The sequence below is a fragment of the Colwellia asteriadis genome (assembly GCF_039523295.1).
In the GTDB taxonomy this organism is placed as follows: Bacteria; Pseudomonadota; Gammaproteobacteria; order Enterobacterales; family Alteromonadaceae; genus Colwellia; species Colwellia asteriadis.
The window spans coordinates 347,723-367,775 of record NZ_BAAAFA010000001.1 but is presented as its reverse complement, the minus strand read 5'-3'; the positions used below and the strand labels follow the sequence as shown (position 1 = coordinate 367,775).

The 20,053-nt window shown below is 38.7% G+C and carries 15 protein-coding genes; 10 read left to right on the top strand and 5 right to left on the bottom strand.

The window, feature by feature from the left end; translation table 11 throughout:
• Positions 1–58: 58 nt before the first annotated feature.
• The gene (locus ABD005_RS01510; RefSeq protein WP_343814143.1) at positions 59–1,594 is read right to left on the bottom strand and encodes a tryptophan halogenase family protein; all 1,536 of its coding nucleotides are present in this window, start codon (positions 1,592–1,594) and stop codon (positions 59–61) included.
• A gap of 120 nt (positions 1,595–1,714) precedes the next feature.
• Entirely contained in the window at positions 1,715–4,522 is a 2,808-nt protein-coding gene (locus ABD005_RS01505) for a TonB-dependent receptor (RefSeq protein ID WP_343814140.1), read from the bottom strand.
• Between the two features lie 302 nt (positions 4,523–4,824).
• Here ABD005_RS01505 and pulA point away from each other — a divergent pair, with 302 nt between their 5' ends.
• Both pulA and ABD005_RS01495 read left to right on the top strand, forming a co-directional pair.
• A complete protein-coding gene (gene pulA, locus ABD005_RS01500; RefSeq protein WP_343814137.1) occupies positions 4,825–7,617 on the top strand; it encodes a pullulanase-type alpha-1,6-glucosidase in 2,793 nt (930 codons plus the stop codon).
• 210 nt (positions 7,618–7,827) lie between these two features.
• On the top strand, positions 7,828–8,181 hold the full coding sequence (locus tag ABD005_RS01495) for a DUF1428 domain-containing protein (protein WP_343814135.1): 354 nt from the start codon (positions 7,828–7,830) through the stop codon (positions 8,179–8,181).
• A gap of 249 nt (positions 8,182–8,430) precedes the next feature.
• Here the strand turns inward: ABD005_RS01495 and ABD005_RS01490 are convergent, their stop codons facing one another.
• The 3 genes from ABD005_RS01490 to ABD005_RS01480 form a co-directional block, all read right to left on the bottom strand.
• The gene (locus tag ABD005_RS01490) at positions 8,431–11,478 is read right to left on the bottom strand and encodes an efflux RND transporter permease subunit (protein ID WP_343814133.1); all 3,048 of its coding nucleotides are present in this window, start codon (positions 11,476–11,478) and stop codon (positions 8,431–8,433) included.
• Positions 11,479–11,487: 9 nt separating this feature from the next.
• Positions 11,488–12,600, bottom strand: coding sequence for an efflux RND transporter periplasmic adaptor subunit (locus ABD005_RS01485; protein WP_343814130.1), 1,113 nt, complete (start codon positions 12,598–12,600; stop codon positions 11,488–11,490).
• 80 nt (positions 12,601–12,680) lie between these two features.
• Positions 12,681–13,403: a TetR/AcrR family transcriptional regulator gene (locus ABD005_RS01480; RefSeq protein WP_215980312.1), complete on the bottom strand. Its 723-nt coding sequence runs from the start codon at positions 13,401–13,403 to the stop codon at positions 12,681–12,683.
• Between the two features lie 464 nt (positions 13,404–13,867).
• Here ABD005_RS01480 and ABD005_RS01475 point away from each other — a divergent pair, with 464 nt between their 5' ends.
• The 8 genes from ABD005_RS01475 to ABD005_RS01440 all read left to right on the top strand — a co-directional run bounded on the left by ABD005_RS01475 (position 13,868) and on the right by ABD005_RS01440 (position 20,037).
• Positions 13,868–14,563, top strand: a complete 696-nt coding sequence (locus ABD005_RS01475; RefSeq protein ID WP_343814126.1) for a hypothetical protein — start codon at positions 13,868–13,870, stop codon at positions 14,561–14,563.
• A 198-nt stretch (positions 14,564–14,761) separates the two neighbouring features.
• Positions 14,762–15,130, top strand: coding sequence for a hypothetical protein (locus tag ABD005_RS01470; protein ID WP_343814123.1), 369 nt, complete (start codon positions 14,762–14,764; stop codon positions 15,128–15,130).
• 129 nt (positions 15,131–15,259) lie between these two features.
• Positions 15,260–15,607, top strand: coding sequence for a hypothetical protein (locus ABD005_RS01465; protein ID WP_343814120.1), 348 nt, complete (start codon positions 15,260–15,262; stop codon positions 15,605–15,607).
• A 902-nt stretch (positions 15,608–16,509) separates the two neighbouring features.
• Positions 16,510–17,328, top strand: coding sequence for an alpha/beta fold hydrolase (locus ABD005_RS01460; protein ID WP_343814117.1), 819 nt, complete (start codon positions 16,510–16,512; stop codon positions 17,326–17,328).
• Between the two features lie 115 nt (positions 17,329–17,443).
• Positions 17,444–17,848 carry a DUF4279 domain-containing protein gene (locus tag ABD005_RS01455; RefSeq protein ID WP_343814114.1) on the top strand — a complete coding sequence of 135 codons (405 nt, stop codon included), beginning with the start codon at positions 17,444–17,446 and terminating at the stop codon, positions 17,846–17,848.
• A gap of 144 nt (positions 17,849–17,992) precedes the next feature.
• Complete coding sequence (locus tag ABD005_RS01450; RefSeq protein WP_343814111.1) at positions 17,993–19,225, top strand: hypothetical protein; 1,233 nt, start codon at positions 17,993–17,995, stop codon at positions 19,223–19,225.
• A gap of 122 nt (positions 19,226–19,347) precedes the next feature.
• On the top strand, positions 19,348–19,572 hold the full coding sequence (locus ABD005_RS01445; protein ID WP_343814108.1) for a hypothetical protein: 225 nt from the start codon (positions 19,348–19,350) through the stop codon (positions 19,570–19,572).
• A 111-nt stretch (positions 19,573–19,683) separates the two neighbouring features.
• Positions 19,684–20,037 (top strand): hypothetical protein, encoded by a 354-nt coding sequence (locus ABD005_RS01440; RefSeq protein ID WP_343814105.1) that lies wholly within the window; start codon positions 19,684–19,686, stop codon positions 20,035–20,037.
• The last annotated feature ends 16 nt before the right edge of the window (positions 20,038–20,053 follow it).

The following is a 20,053-nucleotide window of genomic DNA, read 5'->3' as shown; positions in this document are numbered from 1 at the left end:
ATATATCAGCTAAAGGTGATGGTTCTCGCCAATTGTATAGCGAGCTATATGGCACTCCTTACGGTAAAAAATCATCATGGCTTGGTAGTTTTTCAACAGTGCGGGTAATGAGGGTTTTCAAGCTTGTCATTAAGTCGCTAAGTTGCTCTTCAGATAAGGTATCAGCTAAAGCGTGATAATCCTCAGGAATAATGCCTTGCCCTATCATCACTTGTTGCCATGCTATTTCAGTGAATAAATCATCAGGCTTACAAAATACATTCCCTGTTTTTTTAAATAACGCTATTTTATTGGCTAATGATGGCGGCACTTGCATGCGCTGACAGGTACGCCAAAACTCACTGTCGCCTCGGTTGTTGAGCTTGTAGTGCATAATAATAAAATCACGAATAGCTTCTAACTCAGATTTTGCTTGGCGATTAAACTCATCAACGGCGGCTTGTTCAATACCATTATGTGGAAAAAACTTTAACAAGCGTATCGCTGCCGTTTGAATTAAGTGAATATTAGTCGACTCAAGGGGTTCGAAAAAACCACTAGATAAGCCAATAGCAATCACGTTGTTATGCCACTGCTTACGACGACGGCCTGTTTTAAAGGAAATAACTCGAGGCTCCCCTAGCGGTTTGCCGTCAAGGTTATTGAGTAATTGCGCTTTTGCTTGTTCATCACTGAGGTGTTTACTTGAGTAAACTAAACCATTACCGGTTCGGTGTTGCAGTGGAATACGCCATTGCCAACCAGCAGCATGTGCACTAGAGCGAGTATATGGTTCAATAGGTGTTATTTTTTCGCAAGGTACGGCAATAGCGCGATCACAAGGCAACCAATGAGAGTAATCTTCAAAGCCAGTATTGAGTGTTTTTTCAATAAGCAATGCGCTAAGACCGCTACAATCAATAAATAAGTCTCCTGTAATCTGCTCACCGTTTGCTAATACTAGGCTTTTGATAAAGCCAGTGTCGTGATGTTGATTAACTTGTATCACTTTTCCTTCAATACGCTTTACGCCCATGCTCATCGCGTGCTTTTGAATAAATTTAGCGTATAAACCTGCATCAAAATGGTAAGCATGAGCAATACCGGGTAGGTTTGTGTTAGGAATATTATGAATAGGTGCAAACTTGTTTTGTTTAGCTGCCTGATAGTTAAGTGAGTAATCCCAAAAACTCTTATGAGCGTTTACTGGCATAGCGTTATTTTGTTGCTGCTCCTTTAGCCAAAAATGATGAAAATCACAGAATGCGAATTTTTTTCCTATGCTGCCAAAGGCGTGCATATAGCTATCATTGTGTTGACCCCAGTCAGTAAACTCTATACCGAGTTTAATGGTTGCTTGAGTTTCTTTAATGAAGGTTTTTTCATCAATACCTATTGCACTGTTAAAGTTAACAATAGGGGGAATACTCGCCTCGCCAACACCAATGGTGCCAATATTATCAGATTCAATTAAGGTAATATTTAACGACTTACCTAAGGTTTTTATCAACAATGCGGCTGTCATCCAACCTGCGGTGCCGCCGCCAACAATAACGATATTATTAATTTTGGGGTTAGCTGTATCGGCGATTTTGTGTTGGTTTTGATGCGGCATTACGATACTTTCCTTAATAGTTTTACTTATTATTATTGTTAATTAACAAAGTAAAAAGCCCTAGTAAGGTAATATTACAAGGGCTTTGTTAACAAGTGCGAAGGGTAACTAAAACGTTATTTACATTTTGTAGCTAAAGCCTAAAAGGTAAGTGCTACCGTAGTCTTGGTAGTCGCGTACTTGTAGGGCATTGTCACCTTGTAATGAGGTAAATGGCTCTTCAGTTAAGTTATAGCCTTGTAAGAAAATAGATAAGCCTTCTAAGCTTTCAAAGCCACCTTCACCAAAGTCATAACCAATTTGTGCATCCCAAATTGTTTCACCCATAATATCTACTTGCACAGTATCAAAACCTAAGCCGTAAACATCACCTTTAAATGCACCACGCTTACGCATGCTTGCTCGTGCTGAAAATCCATTTTTGTCGTAGTAGAATGTAGCACTGGTGATACTGTCAGATAAGCCTGGTAGCTCATAGTCGTTATCATTTTGATCTTTCATGTCTGACTCAATGCCAGTATAGCTGGCAATAATACCAAAACCATCAAGGCTTTCATGAACCATGTTAAAAGGTAACGTTGCTGATAATTCATAACCCCAAAGTGTGCCGTCACCGCCATTCACTTTACCGTTGCCTGTACCTGTGGTTGTAGCTGGCAATTCACCTGTAGCAGGGTCAGCAATGCCCGTCATATCTACTGCGTAGCTGCCGTCAAAAATCCAATTTTGTAAATCTTTATGAAAAAGAGCTACAGCAAAGTAACCTTCTGCACTGAAATAATTTTCATAAGATAAATCTATGCCAATCGCTTCTTTGGGCTCAAGTGCAGGGTTACCACCAGATACACTCCAGTAGTTACCTTCACTGTCAGGCTGTTGATTGTATGTGGCATTAAATGAGGCATTCATTTCATCTAAACGGGCACGTGAAATTGTTTTAGCTGCCCCAAAACGTAATGTTTGACTATCATCAATTTGCATTGATAAGTTTAAGCTCGGTAAGAAATGATTATAGTCATGACTAACATCGGTAGGCTCTGCGACTACTAAGCCGTCAATCGTATTAAAGGCACTACCTTGTGAAGATTGCTCGGTATAAACGTAGCGAACACCTAAGTTGCCCGTTACTGGCATACCTGCAATTTCAGTGGCTAATTCAGCTTGCGCAAAAGCAGACATTACTTTCTCATTAACGGTCCATGATTTAGTCGCATGTTTTGGATCCGTTAAACTTTCTTGCAATAAATCATAATAGCCATCGTTAATTAAGCCCATTGTGTCATAGGCAATCATATCGCCCATGCCAATAAAGTCTAGGTTAGCTGTGCCTAAACGATATTGCTCTGGTACTGATAACATGCCGGTATTATCAGGGTAGCTAAAGCTGCTTAAGGTCATGAAATAACCTTCTGATGTTTTTGATTTTTCACGTTCACGATAGGCAACACCATAGGTGATTGCTGAAATGAAGTCAGAATCAATATCTTGGCTAGCCGCAAATTTTAGCGACATAAGTTCATCATCAATAGTTGGCGTATTGATAAAACCGTCTTGTAATTGGTTTTCGTATTCTGTGCCTGTTACACCGTATTTATCATTAAGTGCGCCACTCCAGCCCCAGCTTAATGGACCACCGAGTTGAATTAGGTTGTAGTCACTGTAGTCTAAACCGTGGGTAAATTTTGCCCCAGTATTACCTGAGTCAAAGGTGTAGCCTATGTCATCAGCAACACCTCGGTTGTCGCCTCGGCCAGTACCAGCGTAGCTTTCTACACTGTAAACGTCACGCTCAACTTTTGAGTAACTAGCATCAATGTCTAAGGTCCAGTTATCGTTAACTGCCCAATTGGTATTAAAACCAAATGACATCAGCTCGGCATCACGCTCTTCGTAATCGTTACGTACTAATGCTCGTTGTCCTTGCGTTGTTGCACTCGTTATAAAGCCTGTATCAGCGTCAATGGTAACGCTATCGGGAGAGATAGAGCCTTGGCCCCAAGCAAACGGTACTTCAATGCCACGTAATATTTTGGTATCTAAAAAGTCGACATATAAGGCATCAAATGTCATTTTTAAATCATCTCTTGGCGCAGCTTCAATAACAAGCATAGCGGAGTCACGCTCTAAGATAGAAGAACGAACGAAAGGTTTCGCCCCTCCTAAAATAGAACCTTGTGAGCCGTCACTGTATTCAAACTCAGGATAACCCCAAGAATTCCAACGTTTTTCTTGGTTAGGTGAAGTCATGGTTGTATAAGCAAAGGCAACACCTAAAGTGTCATCTGCAAATTGGTCCATGTAAAAGAATGTGCCCTTTAAGCCATCGTCATCACCATTAGGGTTTAACTTCTCAAAACTGGTTTTTTCATAAGTGCCGTTAAATTGAATAACACGGTCATCTTGGCTTAATGGCTTGATAGTTTGTAAGTCAATAACACCTGCAATACCTTCACCTTCTAGGCTAGCATTAGGGGTTTTATAAACGGTAACACCGCTCATTATTTCAGATGGGTATAGGTCAAACTCAACGCCGCGGTTGTCACCAATAGAAACTTGTTCACGACCATTTAAGGTTGTGCCGCTTTCATTTTCACCAAATCCGCGAATACTTACTTTACTTGCACGACCGTCAATGCGCTGCGCAGCGAGACCCGGTAAACGAGCGATAGATTCTGCAATAGAAGAGTCAGGTAACTTACCAATATCTTCAGCAGAAATGGCTTCAACTACACTCGAGGAATATCGCTTTAAGTTAATTGATTCAACAAGGCTTTTACGAAAACCTTTTACTTGTATTACTTCAACAGCTTCTTCTGCTTTTTCCTCTTGGCTTTTGGCTTCTTCGGCAGCAAAACTTGTAGCGCTTAATGCCATTAAGCCACTTGAAAGTAGAGCTAATGACATTTTGCTTGGTTTAAAATGTAACATTGAATATTCTCCCCTAACCATCCGTGAGTTATTTATTGGCTAAGTCCTATCAGCCTAATAATTATATGCTTGTGTAATGTTTTATATTTATATTGTGATTGTTGTCATGCGCCTTTATGGGTGGCTACTATGTCAACAACTTTAATATAAGGCTGCAGCTAATGCTTAGATACCACATGCATACGTATTCATAAGGGTGGGGCGGTATTGAATACGTATGCAACCTAACGCTAAGCGTTTTTAGTTTTACTTTTTCACCGTAAATTAGTGATCATATTATTTTCAGCTAAATGAAGAACGCTATGAAAAAAATTTCTCTCTATCTACAACTCTTGTCTTTAAGCATATTGTTAGCTGCTTGTGATACCAAAGCACCAGTGGCAATTGAAGCTGTTGATACGTCAAGTAATATACAAGCCTTAGCTAAAGGGTTTTCTGCGCACTGGCTAACGCCTCAAATTATTCTCTTACCTAAACAACAAACGAATAATCGTTACCAGTTAACTAAGCTAGCCGCTAATACTGTTGATACTGTGGCGTTAACGGCAATCACACTCCCAAAAAAATTAGCAGAAAAATTTCCACACCTTACTGGCTTTCAGTCTTATAAAGTAAATATAAGCAATGAGTTAGCTAAGCAGTGGCTTAAGCATTCACTCGTTATTACTTCATTTGATGCCGACAAACAACTAATCGCAGCAACGTATATACAAACAGGGGCTGTTATTGATGCCTTATATACCAGTGTAGACAACGATGCTGATGAAGTGACTGATTTAGGGGCAAACATTAGTGAGCAAGGTGTTAGTTTTAAATTATGGGCACCAACGGCACAAGCAGTGTCTGTGTTATTGTTTGATGAAAACCTACAAGCCATGCCTAACGCTCAGCTAGCCATGATCGAAGATAGTAAAACAGGTGTTTGGCAAGTGACCACAGGTGATGAGGCAAGTTATGCCTATTATCAATATCAGGTACGTGTTTATCACCCAGCGTCTAAAAAAGTAGAGACGCTACAGGTAACAGACCCATACTCGCTAAGTTTATCGGTTAATAGTGAGTACTCGCAGGTTGTTAATTTAAATGATGCTACAACTCAGCCAAGTCATTGGGCTGAACACAGCATACCCAGAGTAAAAAATATTGAAGATAATATTTTTTATGAAACCCATATTCGTGACTTTAGTGCTAATGACCCAAGTTTAACTAACCCTAAATTTAAAGGTAAATACAAGGCTTTTAGCGAAGCAAACTCTGATGGTATGCAGCATTTGAAGGCGCTACAGGCCTCGGGGTTAAATAATATTCATTTATTACCCACATACGATATAGCAACGGTGAATGAAGAGGCGAGTCAGCATATTGATATGGCTGACAGTCTAGCGAAAGTGTGTACTATTGCCGCTAAAGCGAGTATTTGCCAACAAGAGTATAATGAGCAGCAAACGCTTAAATCGCTATTAAGTAGCTATGCAACTGACGGTAAAAAAGCGCAACAGTTAGTGAGCGAATTACGAGCAGTTGATAACTATAACTGGGGCTATGATCCTTTGCATTACACCGTGCCAGAGGGCAGTTATGCCGTTAATGCTCAAGGGGTTACACGCTTAGTAGAATTTAGAGAAATGGTACAAAATCTACATGAGCTAGGTTTTAGAGTGATCATGGATGTTGTTTATAATCATACCTATGCTTCAGGGTTAGCTCCTAAATCGGTATTGGATAAAATAGTACCTAACTATTATCACCGTTTAGACCCACTAACAGGTGCTATTGAGCAGTCAACTTGTTGCGACAACACCGCGACAGAGCGTGTGATGATGGAAAAGCTGATGATAGACTCTTTAGTGATTTGGGCACGTGATTATAAAATTGATGGTTTTCGTTTTGATTTAATGGGACATCAGCCTAAATCGGCAATGCTTAAGGCACGAGAAGCAGTGCGCAGTGTTGATAGTGATACCTATTTTTATGGTGAAGGTTGGAATTTTGGCGAAGTGGCTAATAACAACCAGTTTGTGCAAGCGAGCCAATTAGAGTTAGGCGGCAGCGAAATAGGCACTTTTTCAGACCGATTACGTGATGCCGTGCGCGGTGGTGGCAATAATACCCGTGCTACACAGGGCATTGGTAACGGACTGCTAATGCAAGCTAATGAACTACAAACAACAGCGCAAAGCCAAGCAAGTTATGAGTTATTAATGAACCAATTACGTATTGGTTTAGCTGGAAATTTAGCGGATTTTCCGCTCACGGATAAACAAGGTAAGCCATTATTAGGGAAAGATGTTCCTTATGGCGACCAACCAACAGGCTATGCTAAGGATCCTGCTGATACGATTAATTATGTTTCTAAACACGATAATCAAACACTGTGGGACAATAGCCAATATCGACTAGCCTTTGATGTGTCAACGCAAGATAGAGTAAGAATGCACTTACAAAGTTTGTCATTTGCTTTATTTGCTCAAGGCATACCCTTTGTTCATATGGGCTCAGAGTTTATGCGTTCAAAATCATTTTTACGTGATAGCTACGATTACGGTGACTGGTTTAATCGCGTGGATTTTTCAGCACAAGAAAATTACTATGACGTTGGCTTACCACCAGCAGAAAAAGATCAAGCTAACTGGCCGCTTATTCAGCAAGTGCTTTTAGGGCATGAAGGGCGAGATAAGGTTGACGCTGAAGATATTGCCTTTAGTAATCAAGTATTTCAGCAAATGTTAGCGATACGAATGAGTACGCCATTATTTAGACTAACCACAGCGCAAGAGATTATTGAACAAGTAAGCTTTTTAAATATTGCTGGTGCCAGCCAAGATGGCTTGTTGGTAATGCAAATAAAAAGCGGTGCGACACAGGAAAACAGCACTCTTGATGACAAACATAACTACCAAAGCGTTATAGTAATATTTAATACTAGCCCTAAAAAACAGCGCTTTAGCTATAGTGGCGCAAGTACTTATATTTTACACCCACTACAGCAAGCAGGAATAGACGAGCAAGTTAAAGCCAGTAAAATCAGCGCCGATGAGTTTGAGGTACCTGCTTTATCTAGCGCGGTATTTGTTAGTTTAAAAGCATTGCATTAATACCTTACGCGTTAATACCTTAGCGCGTTAATACCTTACGAGAATACCTTGGCACGTTAGCACCTAGGCACGTTAATACCAATAGATTAGTGTGCTAGGTAACTCGAGTTCCGGTTATTAAGTTTTCATTATTATTTTTTTGAAATGATGCTAGGCTTTATTTTCAAGTAAACCTAAAATCAGGCTCAGTTATTTATTAAGGAGAATATTATGTCTTACATTGACGGCTTCATTGCAGCAGTTCCGACGATCAATAAAGATAAATACATTGAACATGCAAAACTTTCTGCCGTTGTTTTTAAGGAGCATGGCGCATTAAAAATAATGGAAACGTGGGGAGATGACGTACCTGATGGCGAGGTAACTTCGTTCCCGCTGGCGGTGCAAAAAAAAGATGACGAAACAGTAGTTTTCTCTTGGGTAACTTGGCCATCGAAAGAAGCGCGTAATGTTGGCTGGCAGGCGATTATGGAAGACCCAAGAATGCACCCTGACAATAATCCCATGCCATTTGACGGCAAGCGATTAATTTATGGCGGTTTTGAGACACTTATTAGCGAATAAAGCTAACGGTTGCTTACAAGCTATAGTATTGACCTAAAATGGTTAAATTGTTGTTGAAGTAGCAATGAAAAGGGGACTGTTCTTATCAAACAGTCCCTTTTTTAATTAAGCTAAATTAGCTTGCTTTAACCTAACCTAACCTAATCTCACTTAACTTAACTTAACTTAACTTAACTTAACTAGAACTAGCTAAGCTGGTTCTAGTGAGTGGCTAACTATCTATTACTTTAGTGCTGCTTCAGCGCTAAGTTACGCAATAACTTTTTCTCTTCTTTTCGCTAGCAGTAAATAAAAGCTTGGCAGAATAAATAAAGTGAAAATAGTACCAATAAACATACCCGCCACTAAAATTATACCAATACTATTACGTGCTTCAGCACCAGCACCAGTCACTAATACTAACGGGAAATGCCCCAGTATGGTCGCTGCTGTTGTCATTAATATAGGACGTAAACGCGTCGTTGCTGCTTCGGTTACCGCGGCTAATTTTGTTGCGCCACTTTCTTGTGCATGATTAGCAAACTCAACAATTAAAATACCGTTCTTAGCAATTAAGCCAATTAAGGTAATTAGCCCTATTTGTGAGTAAATATTCATGGTGGTGAATTCAAGGTAAGAAATCAACAACGCACCTGATAACGCCAAAGGTACACAACCTAGCAATACCACTAGAGGGTCTCTAAAGCTATTGAACTGTATGGTTAACACTAAAAATACAATCAGTGATGAAATAGCCAATACCATTAACAAGGTATTACCTTCTTTGCGTAACTGACGTGATTCACCAGCATAATCAATACTGTAGCCAACCGGTAACAACTCGCTTGCGGCATTTTCAAGTGCAGATAGCGCCGCCTCTTTATTTGAGCCTGGTGCAACACCACCAAATATTCTAAAAGAGTTTTGCTGAGCAAAGGTACCTAATTGACGAGGTACCGTTTTCCAGTTTAAATCAGCGACAGCTGAAACTGGCAGTAATTCACCTGTTGGCATTTTAATGTTGAGTGATAATAACGACTCAGTTTTACTGCGGATAGTATCATCTACAATTGGAATAACGCGATATGCTTTACCCTTAGCGTCGAAACGGTTAACAAAATTACTCGACAATAAAATGCCAAGCTGCTCACTGACATCTGCCAAATTCATGCCCAAATCAGCAATGCGTTGACGATTAAGTTTAAGTTCAACTTGCGGTAAATCAATTTTCAAATCAGTATCGGCAAAAAGAAATTGACCACTACCAAAAGCGGCACCCACCAGTTGGTCAGCATACTGCTTCATCTCTGAATAAGGCTCAGATGACTTGACCACCATTTCTATTTCATACTGACCAGATGTTGGCAGTGAACTTGGTAATAGCGGGAATAAGTTTAGCCCTGGGATTTGTGACAATTCACCGTACAAGCGCGGAATAAGTGCTTGGGCACTGTAGTCTCGCTCGCTTGGGTCAACTAACTCTAAACCACCAAAACCACCACTAGTGAAAACAACTTGCCATACTTGCTTGCCACCTTCTATTGTTTGTAGTTTTTCAACAACTGGACCCATTTGTCCGACATTGTAGCTAAGTGATGAGTCAGGTGGTGATTGAACAGCAAAAAATATTCCAGACTGATCTTCAATGGGGGCTAATTCTTTTTTTGATTGCATATAAAAAGGCACGGCTAACATAGATACCACAAAAGCAATCAAAAATACTTGTCCCTGCCACTTAAAAATATGCCCTAAAAGACGCGCATACTGATGCTGAACCTTTTCAAAAACATGGTTCACTTTTCGGGTTAACCAGCCTTCTTGACCACCTTTAGGTGAAACATAAGCACTCATAATAGGCGACAGCGTTATGGCGACAATACCTGAAATAATAACGGCAATTGCTAGCGTAAAAGCAAACTCTTTAAATAGTACACCTGTTAAGCCGGATAAAAAGCCAATTGGTGCGTAAACTGCCGCGAGCGTTAAGGTCATTGAAATAATAGGCACGAGCAGTTGTCGAGAGCTAGTTAATGCAGCATCAAACTTAGACATACCTTGGCGCATTAAGCGGGCAACGTTTTCAACCACAACAATGGCGTCATCAACCACTAAGCCGACAGAAAGTACAATAGCAAGTACCGTTAATAAGTTTAGCGAAAAGCCCATTAAGGCCATAGCGCCAATGGCACCTAAAATAGAAATAGGAATAGTGATTAATGGCACCATCGCACTTCTAAATGAACCCATTAGCATTAATACTACAATGCCCACTAAAATAACGGTTTCGATTAAGGTAGTGAAAATTTCTTCTAAAGCACTGCGCATGTAAAGCGTGCCGTCGTAGGCATAGTCAATAGAAATACCGTGCGGTAGAGTTTTATTTAACTCATCAACCTTTTCATAGAGGCGATCACCAATGGCTATTTCGTTGGCACCAGGTAGAGGCCAAATAGAAATATAAACCGCGTCATTGTGGTTTAACCTAGCAGTAACGCTAGCGTCTTCTGCTGCGAGTTCAACACGGGCAATATCTTTAAGATAAACGGTGGCACTGTCTATTTCAGCTACCACTAAGTCCTGAAATTCGCTAACTGTGCTTAACTGAGTGTTTGCAACAATATCAATGCGTTGATTATTGTTTTCAGCATAACCCATGGTGGCAATAGTATTGTTGGTTGCCAGCGCTTGATAAACCTCTTTTGCGCTTAAATTAAACACATTTAGTGAGTCTGCATCTAACCAAATACGCATTGCTGGCGTTCTTGCGCCTTCAATGCCAACCCGTTGTACACCTTCAATAGCATTTAAAATGGGGTTAACTTGACGGGTTAAATAGTCGGTAATTTTTGACAAATCATTACCGTTAGAATGCACATTTAAATAAAACACGGCAAAAGGTCTGTCGGCACGACTCACCGATACTACAGGGTCTTGCGAGCCTGCTGGTAATTCAAAGCGTATTTGACTTAAACGTGAGCTTAGCTCAGCAAGTGCACGAGTACTATCTTGATTGAGGTTAAGCCACGCGGTAACGGTACTGCTACCCGAGGTACTAACCGAGTCAACATACTCAACCCCAGGAACGGTGGCAGCTACGCGCTCAATAGGCTCAGTCACAAAACCTTGCACTACATCGGCAGAAGCACCAATGTAGTAGGTATTTATTACTAAAGAAGCGCTCTCAATTTTTGGAAACTGTAAAACTGGAATTTTATTGACAGCCCATAAACCCGCAATACAAATAATAAGCGAGAGTACAATAGCAACAACGGGGCGGCGAACAAAAATGTCCATAACAGAAGCTTTACTTTGCGTCATGATATTCCCTTATTTGTCTGCAATAATAAGTGCTTCTTCAGAAGCTGCAACGTAGGTTTTCATACCCGGAAATAACTTGAATGACCCTTTACTCGCAATAAGCTGACCTTGTTTAAGCCCTGAGGTGATCATAACTTGATCGCCTTGACGAGCGCCTACTTCAACCTTCACTTGCTGTGCGCGATAAGACTCACCATTTTCTTCAAGCTCTAACACAAAAACATAAGTGCCTAAAGGATCACGTTTAATCGCTAAATCAGGAACACTATTCACTAAAGCGCTAGCCGTTGTTGGTGCTTTGACCGTAACTAGTGTATTCGGCTTTAACGACAATGTTGCTGATGGTAGTTGTGCACGATATTTTAAATTACGTGATGCGTGAGAAAGTTGTGGGTCAATAGCAATAATTTCAGCTTCAAAAACATTGCTGTCATTGGTTGGGTTAATTAAGTGTATTTGTACGGTAGAGCCGAGAGTTAGCTCTTGGTAAAACTGCGGCAAATAAAAGTCTATCCACGTAAACTCGTTAACTCCCACTAACTGCAATACTTGGCTGTTATTCTCTAAATATTGACCGACTTCTAAATTATGAATTCCTACGGTGGCATCAAACGGCGCAGTAAGCTCTTTTTTAGCAATAGCGGTTTTCAGTACGGCAATGGTTGATTTAGCAATTTGCACATTAGCTTGTGCTTGATCGACAAGATCTTCACTAATTTCTTTATTTTTTTGTAGCCTAATATAACGATTTAATGTTTGTTGGTTTAGCGTTAATGTTGCTTGTGCAGCCAGCAATTTTGCATCTTCATCGCGGTGATCGAGTTCAAGTAAAATTTGCCCCTTTTTAACACGACTACCCGACGGAGCATTCAATTTAGTAATTTGCCCTGCAAGCTCATTATTAAGGGTTAATGTTCTAAATGCTTGCACTTCACCATTTACTTGTACTCTGTCTTGGTAGGTTATGGTGTCAACGGTAACAGCGGTTACAACGGCTGCTGGCTCAGGCATACTTGCACCTTGGGCCGCGGTTGCTGCTTGTAATGACGATTTATAGCTATACAAACCAAAGACGACAGCGGCGAGTACTACTGCCACAATTATCCATCTTAATATATTCATCAATGTTCCTTTATAGTGTTTGAACGTATGTTATACGCGTGTCATAAGTGTTGTTAATTGGTCTTCAATGATTGTAAGTATTATCGTAGTCCATGTTTGACTAAGCACTCACAAGTTTTGGTTATATCTTCTTTACTGACTTTAACTTGCCAGTCAAAGGTGTTTATTAAGCGCTGTAAACTGCGGATATGAACATTGTCAGGCTCTAACGCTGGTAAGCACTCTTCGTCGATAACTTCTTGCTCTTTGCTGCGGTTGTGATGCAAGCGTACGGTATAAAAATAGCCAACCGCTAACGCCCAAGATGATAAGTTAATTTCTTCAATATCACGCTCGCCTGAGATTAATTCACCTGAATCTGCCGCTGCTTGTAAAAAGCTTTTAAAGGTACCATCGCAGGTTTGGCATCCCTCAATCATGCTATTAAGCCAGCGTGTTGAGCTGCGTTTCATGATTGCACGGGTATTTACAATGCTTTCTAATTGGTCATCAAAGCTATACATTCTTACTTTTGAAAAATCTAATAAGCTGATAGCAATAATGCGCTCAGGTGTTGTCAGTGGCAATGAAAGTACTTGCTTAAATACACGTCGCCGCTCTTGATACATTTTGGTAGCGAGTGCAATTAATACATCTTCTTTACATTGGACAAATTTATAGACAGACCCCATTGAGAGTGAGGCTAACTTGGCAATAGCCGACATTGAAAAGTCTAATAAACTACTTTCTTCAATAGCGGTGACTGCAGCAAGTAAAATTAATCTTTCTTGCTCTTCAGGGCTAAAACGTGGAGCTGGCGCCATAATAAACCTGTTATTTTATGTTGTGAAATTGTATTCGAATGATATTCAAACGCTATTTTAATCTTTAAATGAATAAGATCAAGCGCTATTTTCATCATTAATCGCGTTGGGCTCATTTGCAATAGGCTTGCTATTAGCGCATAAATCCGCCTTGCTAGTGTTGAAGGTAGCGAAGTCTGCATTATTTTTTAAGAGGAGTAGGTTATTGAAATATTTCAGTGACTTTTACGTTAAGAACTCAAAACAAAAAAGATAATTTTTAATGGTATGACGCACTTATCGCTTATTAATGACCTTATTTGTGAATGATTTAATTTACTTCATCGAGCTTATTAAACCGCTTATCCTCTTTTTTGTCCGTTAATCATATAGTTGGGCAGTGTCGTAGTTGAATTCTTTATAGTTTATTGCAAGCCAAGCGGAGAAAGCGCTTGCGTAACCGAATAAACTTTTTAAGGAGGCTTATGATGCCAAGTGCCCTAATGACAACCAATAAATCAGTTAATAATACTTTTAATAAAGCAGCTAAAAAGCGAGCTACTATAATGTTGGCTGTTTTGCTAAGCACAGGACTGCCAACTGTTTGTGCCGCTGAAACACTGAAAGGCTCTGTTGCAAGTGCTGCAACTGGGCTTAGTTTATACGAGGGCGTTTCAATTGATTTTCAACGCGCAGGAATTAAAGGGGTATTTGATAGCTCTGGGGTTGTTTCAGGCATAGGTATAAATTATCAAACTAAGTTGATGCAATTAACTCGAGATACCGAGCAGGTTAATTTATACGGGCGTATTAATTATCAGCTTAATCAAGGGGAGCAAAATAAAAGCTTAACCCAAAATGAAATTACGATGGGCGTTAATTGGGCGTATTCAGGCCGCGTACATTACTACGTTGAAAGCTCGCTAATGAAGCAGCAAGTTGACTCAGCTGAAGATAATTATTCCGAGCTTTTTGAATTGGCCCGTATAGGGACTCGGTATAATTTTTATCAAGATAACGCCATTAATATTGCGCTAGAATATCGAGATGGCGTAGATAAGGAATTGGGATACCGTATCGCCTTAGAAGCGATTAATGGGCAATACGTATCGTCGAGTATTGGTTATCAAAGTGTTGGTGACAACCAAGTATTATTTCTTTCGCTGCAATCTGCATTTTAGTTTCATGCTTGAAATAAGGCAAAATGCACGCTTTCTACAGAATATTATGGTTGTTAGCTAATATAGGTATAACTCATTGATTCAATGTGATTGCTCGTATAGAGTTGTTAACAATTAATTTTACGGGGAAAGAGTGCAGCTAGAAAAGAGCGCATTTTTCCTCCTAATAAACTGTTATGTTGCAATGGAAGCATTATCATGAATTCGATAAAACCTAAATTAATTTATGCCTTAATAGGCTTTTGTATGGTTTTTGGTTTCTCGATATCTGTTCATAATTATTTCTTGTATAAGAGCCATGAAAATGCTCTTGATGGCTTTATGCCTATAGCTTTAAGTTCTGATGAAATAAAAAGAACTTCTAAAGTTACTATGGCTAAAATAGAAACTGATGAGTTAGTCATTAGAAGTGTAATAGAGCTGCATGAAAGTTTAAGGGAAAGAGCTCTTTTTCACAGTAAGCTATTTGGCGTTATATTTATTTTTCTTACCGTATTGTTTTATCTATTAGAAAAATATGTATTACCGTACTCACAACATAACAAGTCGTTAAAGCAGGACAAATAACAGTTGGCTTTTGCTCCTGCGTCGCTTATTTTAGCCAACATATTATTTGCCTCTTAACGAGGCGTTAGGTTTTACACAAAGTGTGGTGGCACGCTTGGCAATAAAAACATAATACACAAGGATGAAATTATGACTGATTCTTCTGAAGTACAGGCAATAGCCGAAAAGTACCTAAAAGAAATGCTTGAAGCAGATGACACTGAGAACTTTGATTTGTATACGAAGCGTTACGAAGATAAGTACCTTGGAAACTTTTCGAGAGAGAGGTTTTCAGAGGACATCAAAGGGATGCATGAAAGAAACGGCATGAATACTGGTTATGAGTTTTTATGCACGTTGAGAAACTTTAATTTCGATGGTTTAGATATATTCAGGTTCGTTTGGAAAGGTATCTACGAAAAGCGGGATGCTGTGATAGAAATTGACGTGTATAAGAAAAATGGAGACTGGTACATTATTCAGTCGGCAGTTCATTAATTTATCCAGTAAAACCTAACAAGGCAATTAAGCAGGACTAAAAACAGTTGGCTCGCGCTCGTGCCTCGCTAATTTTAGCCAACAATTTTTAGCCTCTTATTGGGGCGTTATGCGTCAGATGCGAATTCGATTAAATTTATTTGCTAAGTTTAGCGTTTTACTAAAAATTCTGTATTTGTTGCCTTTTCTTTACCTTGGTAACTTACGCGTAATAATTCTGTTTCAGCTTTTTGCTAAGCAGTTTTTCGCCAACGTAGTTTGTTGGTAAAAGTCACTGTAATTCAGTGGCTCAAAATTCACGGTTTTGTGGGGTGCACTGAGGTGTTTTTTGCTTCGGCTTTTGCTGCCACGAAATCTTATATAAGTTGTGCGGTTTGTGGTAATTGCTAGCAGTCGCATAACAAGGTGCTTAAAAGGACTAAAACAGTTTGCTCGTTTTTTGCAAAGCAACGCAAAAAAGCTAGCCAACTATTTTAGCCTCTTAGCAAAACGTTATGCGTCAGATGCGAATTCGACTAAATTTATTTGCTAAGTTTGGCGCTTTACCAATAGTTTTGTCGTTGTTGCCTTTTCTTTATCTTGGTAACTTACGCGTAATAACACTGTTTCAGCTCTTGGTTAAACAGTTTTTCGCCATCGTAGTTTGTTGGTAAAAGCCACTGCAATTCAGTGGCTCAAAATTCACGGTTTTGTGGGTTGCACTGAGGTGTTTTTTACTTCTGTCTTTGCTGCCACGAAACCTTATATGCGTTGTGCGGTTTGTGGTTATTGCTAGCAGTCGCATAACAAGGTGCTTAAAAGGACTAAAACAGTTTGCTCGTTTTTTGCAAAGTAACGCAAAAAAGCTAGCCAACCATTTTAGCCTCTTAGCAAAACGTTAGCTTTCTTTCAAGGATGAGTGTATGTTTCCAAAAGTTTTTTTAACCATAAGCCTTTCCATTATTTGCACTTTCGCTTCGGCTAAATCACTCTTAGTCAATCAAGCGGAATTAGAATACGAAATTAAAGGTGATGGAGAAAATATCGTACTTTTTGAAGCTGGAGCAATTTCTGGAATGTCTGGTTGGGATTCTATTTGGAAGGATCTTCCAAAAAATACTACAGCGATTAGATATTCAAGAAGAGGTGAAGGAAAATCTTCCTCTTGTGTTGGTGACTTAACATCAAGTGATTATGTAAAGGATGCAGAAAAGTTAATTCAACAACTCAAAATAAACAAACCTATCATTTATGTTTCTCACTCTTATGGTGGAAAAATAGCGAGGGAGTTTTCAGCTAGAAACCCAAATAAAGTTTTAGCCATGTTGTTTGTTGACCCTATCAACCCTAGAGATATCGAAATTATTGAAAAATTAGATCCTATAGGTGGAAAAGATTCTAATGAGAAACTAAAACAAACTGATATAAAAATGGGTAAAGAAAATAGTTGGTGTTTAATAAATGATATTTGGGACAAACAGCCTTCATTAGGCTACGGTGATATCAAAAACATTCCTATCACATTGATTGCAGGTGTTAAAAAGTTTAAAACTCCTAAGCGCCTTTTTGACACCGATGAAGCTCGCGATTTATGGGGGAAGTATCAATCGGAATGGGTAAATCTCTTTCCAAAAGGCAAGGCTGTAATGGCTACAAAAAGTGGTCATTTTGTTCAAGATGATGAGCCTGAGTTAGTCATTTCCGAGTTAAAGAAGTTAATATTGAGAGTAAGCGAAAGCTAACAAGAATTTAAAGCGGGACTGCTAACAGTTTGCTCGGTTTCGCTTCGCTACACATTTTAGCAAACTATTATCAGCCCCTTAAATGGGCGTTATGCAGATAAGTTAAACTCAAACTATGGCATGTACATTTACCTATGCGACATTAAGGATTTTCTCTTCTGAACTGTCGCCTGAAAAAATCACGGACTTAATTGGTTTTAATCCTACAAAGGTTAAAGCTATTAATCATGATTCCAAATATAAGCATGAGCGAGAATTTAATTATTGGGCTTTTTCTACTAAGAATTTATCTGATTCAACTGATAATGTAGAGCACCTTGAGATAATCCTAAATAACCTGCAAGATAAACTCGAAGTTATGTGTAATTTGCACAAGTTAAATTGTTCAACTGACATATTTTGTTTTTGGGACTCTAATGGTCAAGGTGGTCCATCAATGACTGTGGATTTAATGAATAGGCTTGTTTCATTAAACCTTAATATATCTTGGGACATTTACTTTGACGATGAATCTGCATAACAAGAAATTAAACAAGGACAAAAAACAGTTGGCTTTTTGTTCACTACGTTCACTTATTTTAGCCAACAATTTTTTGCCTGTTAATTAGGCGTTAGCTAACTTGCCAAATCGTTGAGCATTACATTTCAAATAAAGGGATTTAACTTGAAAAGAATAATACTGTTTTGTTTACTTGCTTCTAGTTCGGCCTACTCTTCAGAGCATGATCATGAACAATTTCTTTTAGAAGCAATAAAAATTGGAAATAAGGTTCAAGAACAAACGAAAGGAAAAAGCTTAGTTGAAAAACTTCCAATCATTGAAAGTTTTGCAAAAGAGTATACTGATAGTCCAGTGGCTTTAGATATTATTATGCAAGATCTTGGTGTTAAATATTCGTTTGCTGGCTTACATAAAAAAGCGCTTGTTGCTAAAGATAGTACTGCTGAAAGTGAAACTTTAGCTCTTGAAGATTTAACTGATTACAAAGCAAAAGGCGCGGAAAGTGAAATATTAAAACGCTCGCAATTACATCAAATTGTAATGTTCAATGAAGCTCACGATATTGCACAACATAGGGTGCTAACGTACCGTATGCTTTCGGGACTATGGAAGCAAGGATATCGTTATTTTGCGGCTGAATCTTTAAATAGTTCAGCTTCATCACAAATTAATAAAGGATATGTTACTAACAATATTGGGTATTACACCCGTGAAAGTATCTATGCAAATTTAGTACTTAAAGCCAAGGAAATCGGCTTTGAAATAATTTCTTATGATCTGCATAAAGCAAGTAAACTCAATACTATCGATGAACGGGAAACTAACTCTGCACTGACTATCAAAGAAAAAGTATTTGATAAAGACCCTAATGCAAAAATCATCATCCATGTTGGTTATTCCCATATTAATGAAGAGGAATGGTTAGCGAGTAAACTTAAAAGCATTACCAACTTAGAAACACTGACTATTGACCAAACAACACGAATAGAACGAAGTAATACAGAATTTGAGCACCCAACATACACAAAAGCAGTTAATGAAGTGGGATTACAAGAACCTTTTATCTTTGTAAAAGGTAATAAAACTTGGAGTTCTGATTTAAAAAAATGGGACATATCTGTTTTTTGGCCAAGAACACGATATTTAAATGGGCGCCCTAAATGGGCATCTTTAAATAGAAAATCTTACGAATTAGCCTCTATCGATTGTAATAATTTATACCCTTGTATGGTTGATGTCTTTAAATTTAATCATAGAGATGAAGTGCCCTTTGATAGAGTTATAATTTCGTCTAAAGATGAGCCGAAATCAGTATTCTTGTCTAAAGGGAATAATATTGTTGTAACTAGCGATAGCAATGGAAAACAAATAAAAAAAATCACCGTACAGAATTAAAGTTAGCTAACAAGTCAATAAAGCGGGACTAGAAACAGTTTGCTCGGTTTCGCTTCGCTACACATTTTAGCAAACAATTTTTAGCCCCTTATTGGGGCGTTATGTGTTTTAAGGAAGCTAGTGTGAATTGTTGCTCAAATCATAAATCAGATTACCAAGGGCTAGCAGTCAAAGAAATATCAGAGCTATCAGGTAAACTTGTGGAATTAAATACGGACTTTAAAAACTGGATCACAACGTTTAAATGTTCTCAATGTGATCAGATTTGGGTGGAAAAATATAACAGTAATGGTCATGGTGATGTTGCCAGTGTTTTCAAAAGTGATAAAGGCGAAGTCAACACATAACAAGTTACTCAAAAGGACAAAAAACAGTTGGTTTTTGCTCCTGCGTCGCTTATTTTAACCAACTATTTTTTGCCTCTTAGTAAGGCGTTAGCAATACCTTAAGGACTGAGTGTGAAATTACCTAAATTCCCATGGAAAATGTCTAGCTTTCTTCTAGTTTTATTTTTATTACTAGAGCCAGAGTTTATAGCTATTGCTGTGCTATTGGATGGTATTGGTTTAGAGTTTTTTGTATTGCTTCTGGAAGTTCAGGCAATGGCTGTATTTGGCTATTATTTTCAAACTTATCTTAAACCGATAGTTAAACCAATTTATAAGTTAATTCAAAAGTTAGACCCGTATTTTTTTATTCCAACTAAATCCGCTATAGTTCAATATCCAATTGTATTTGTTCATGCAATTCCAGGGTTTATTATGTTTTCAATCGGGATGCTATTTGTTAAATTCGATTCTCTATCGGTGTAGGGTATTGCTAACAAGT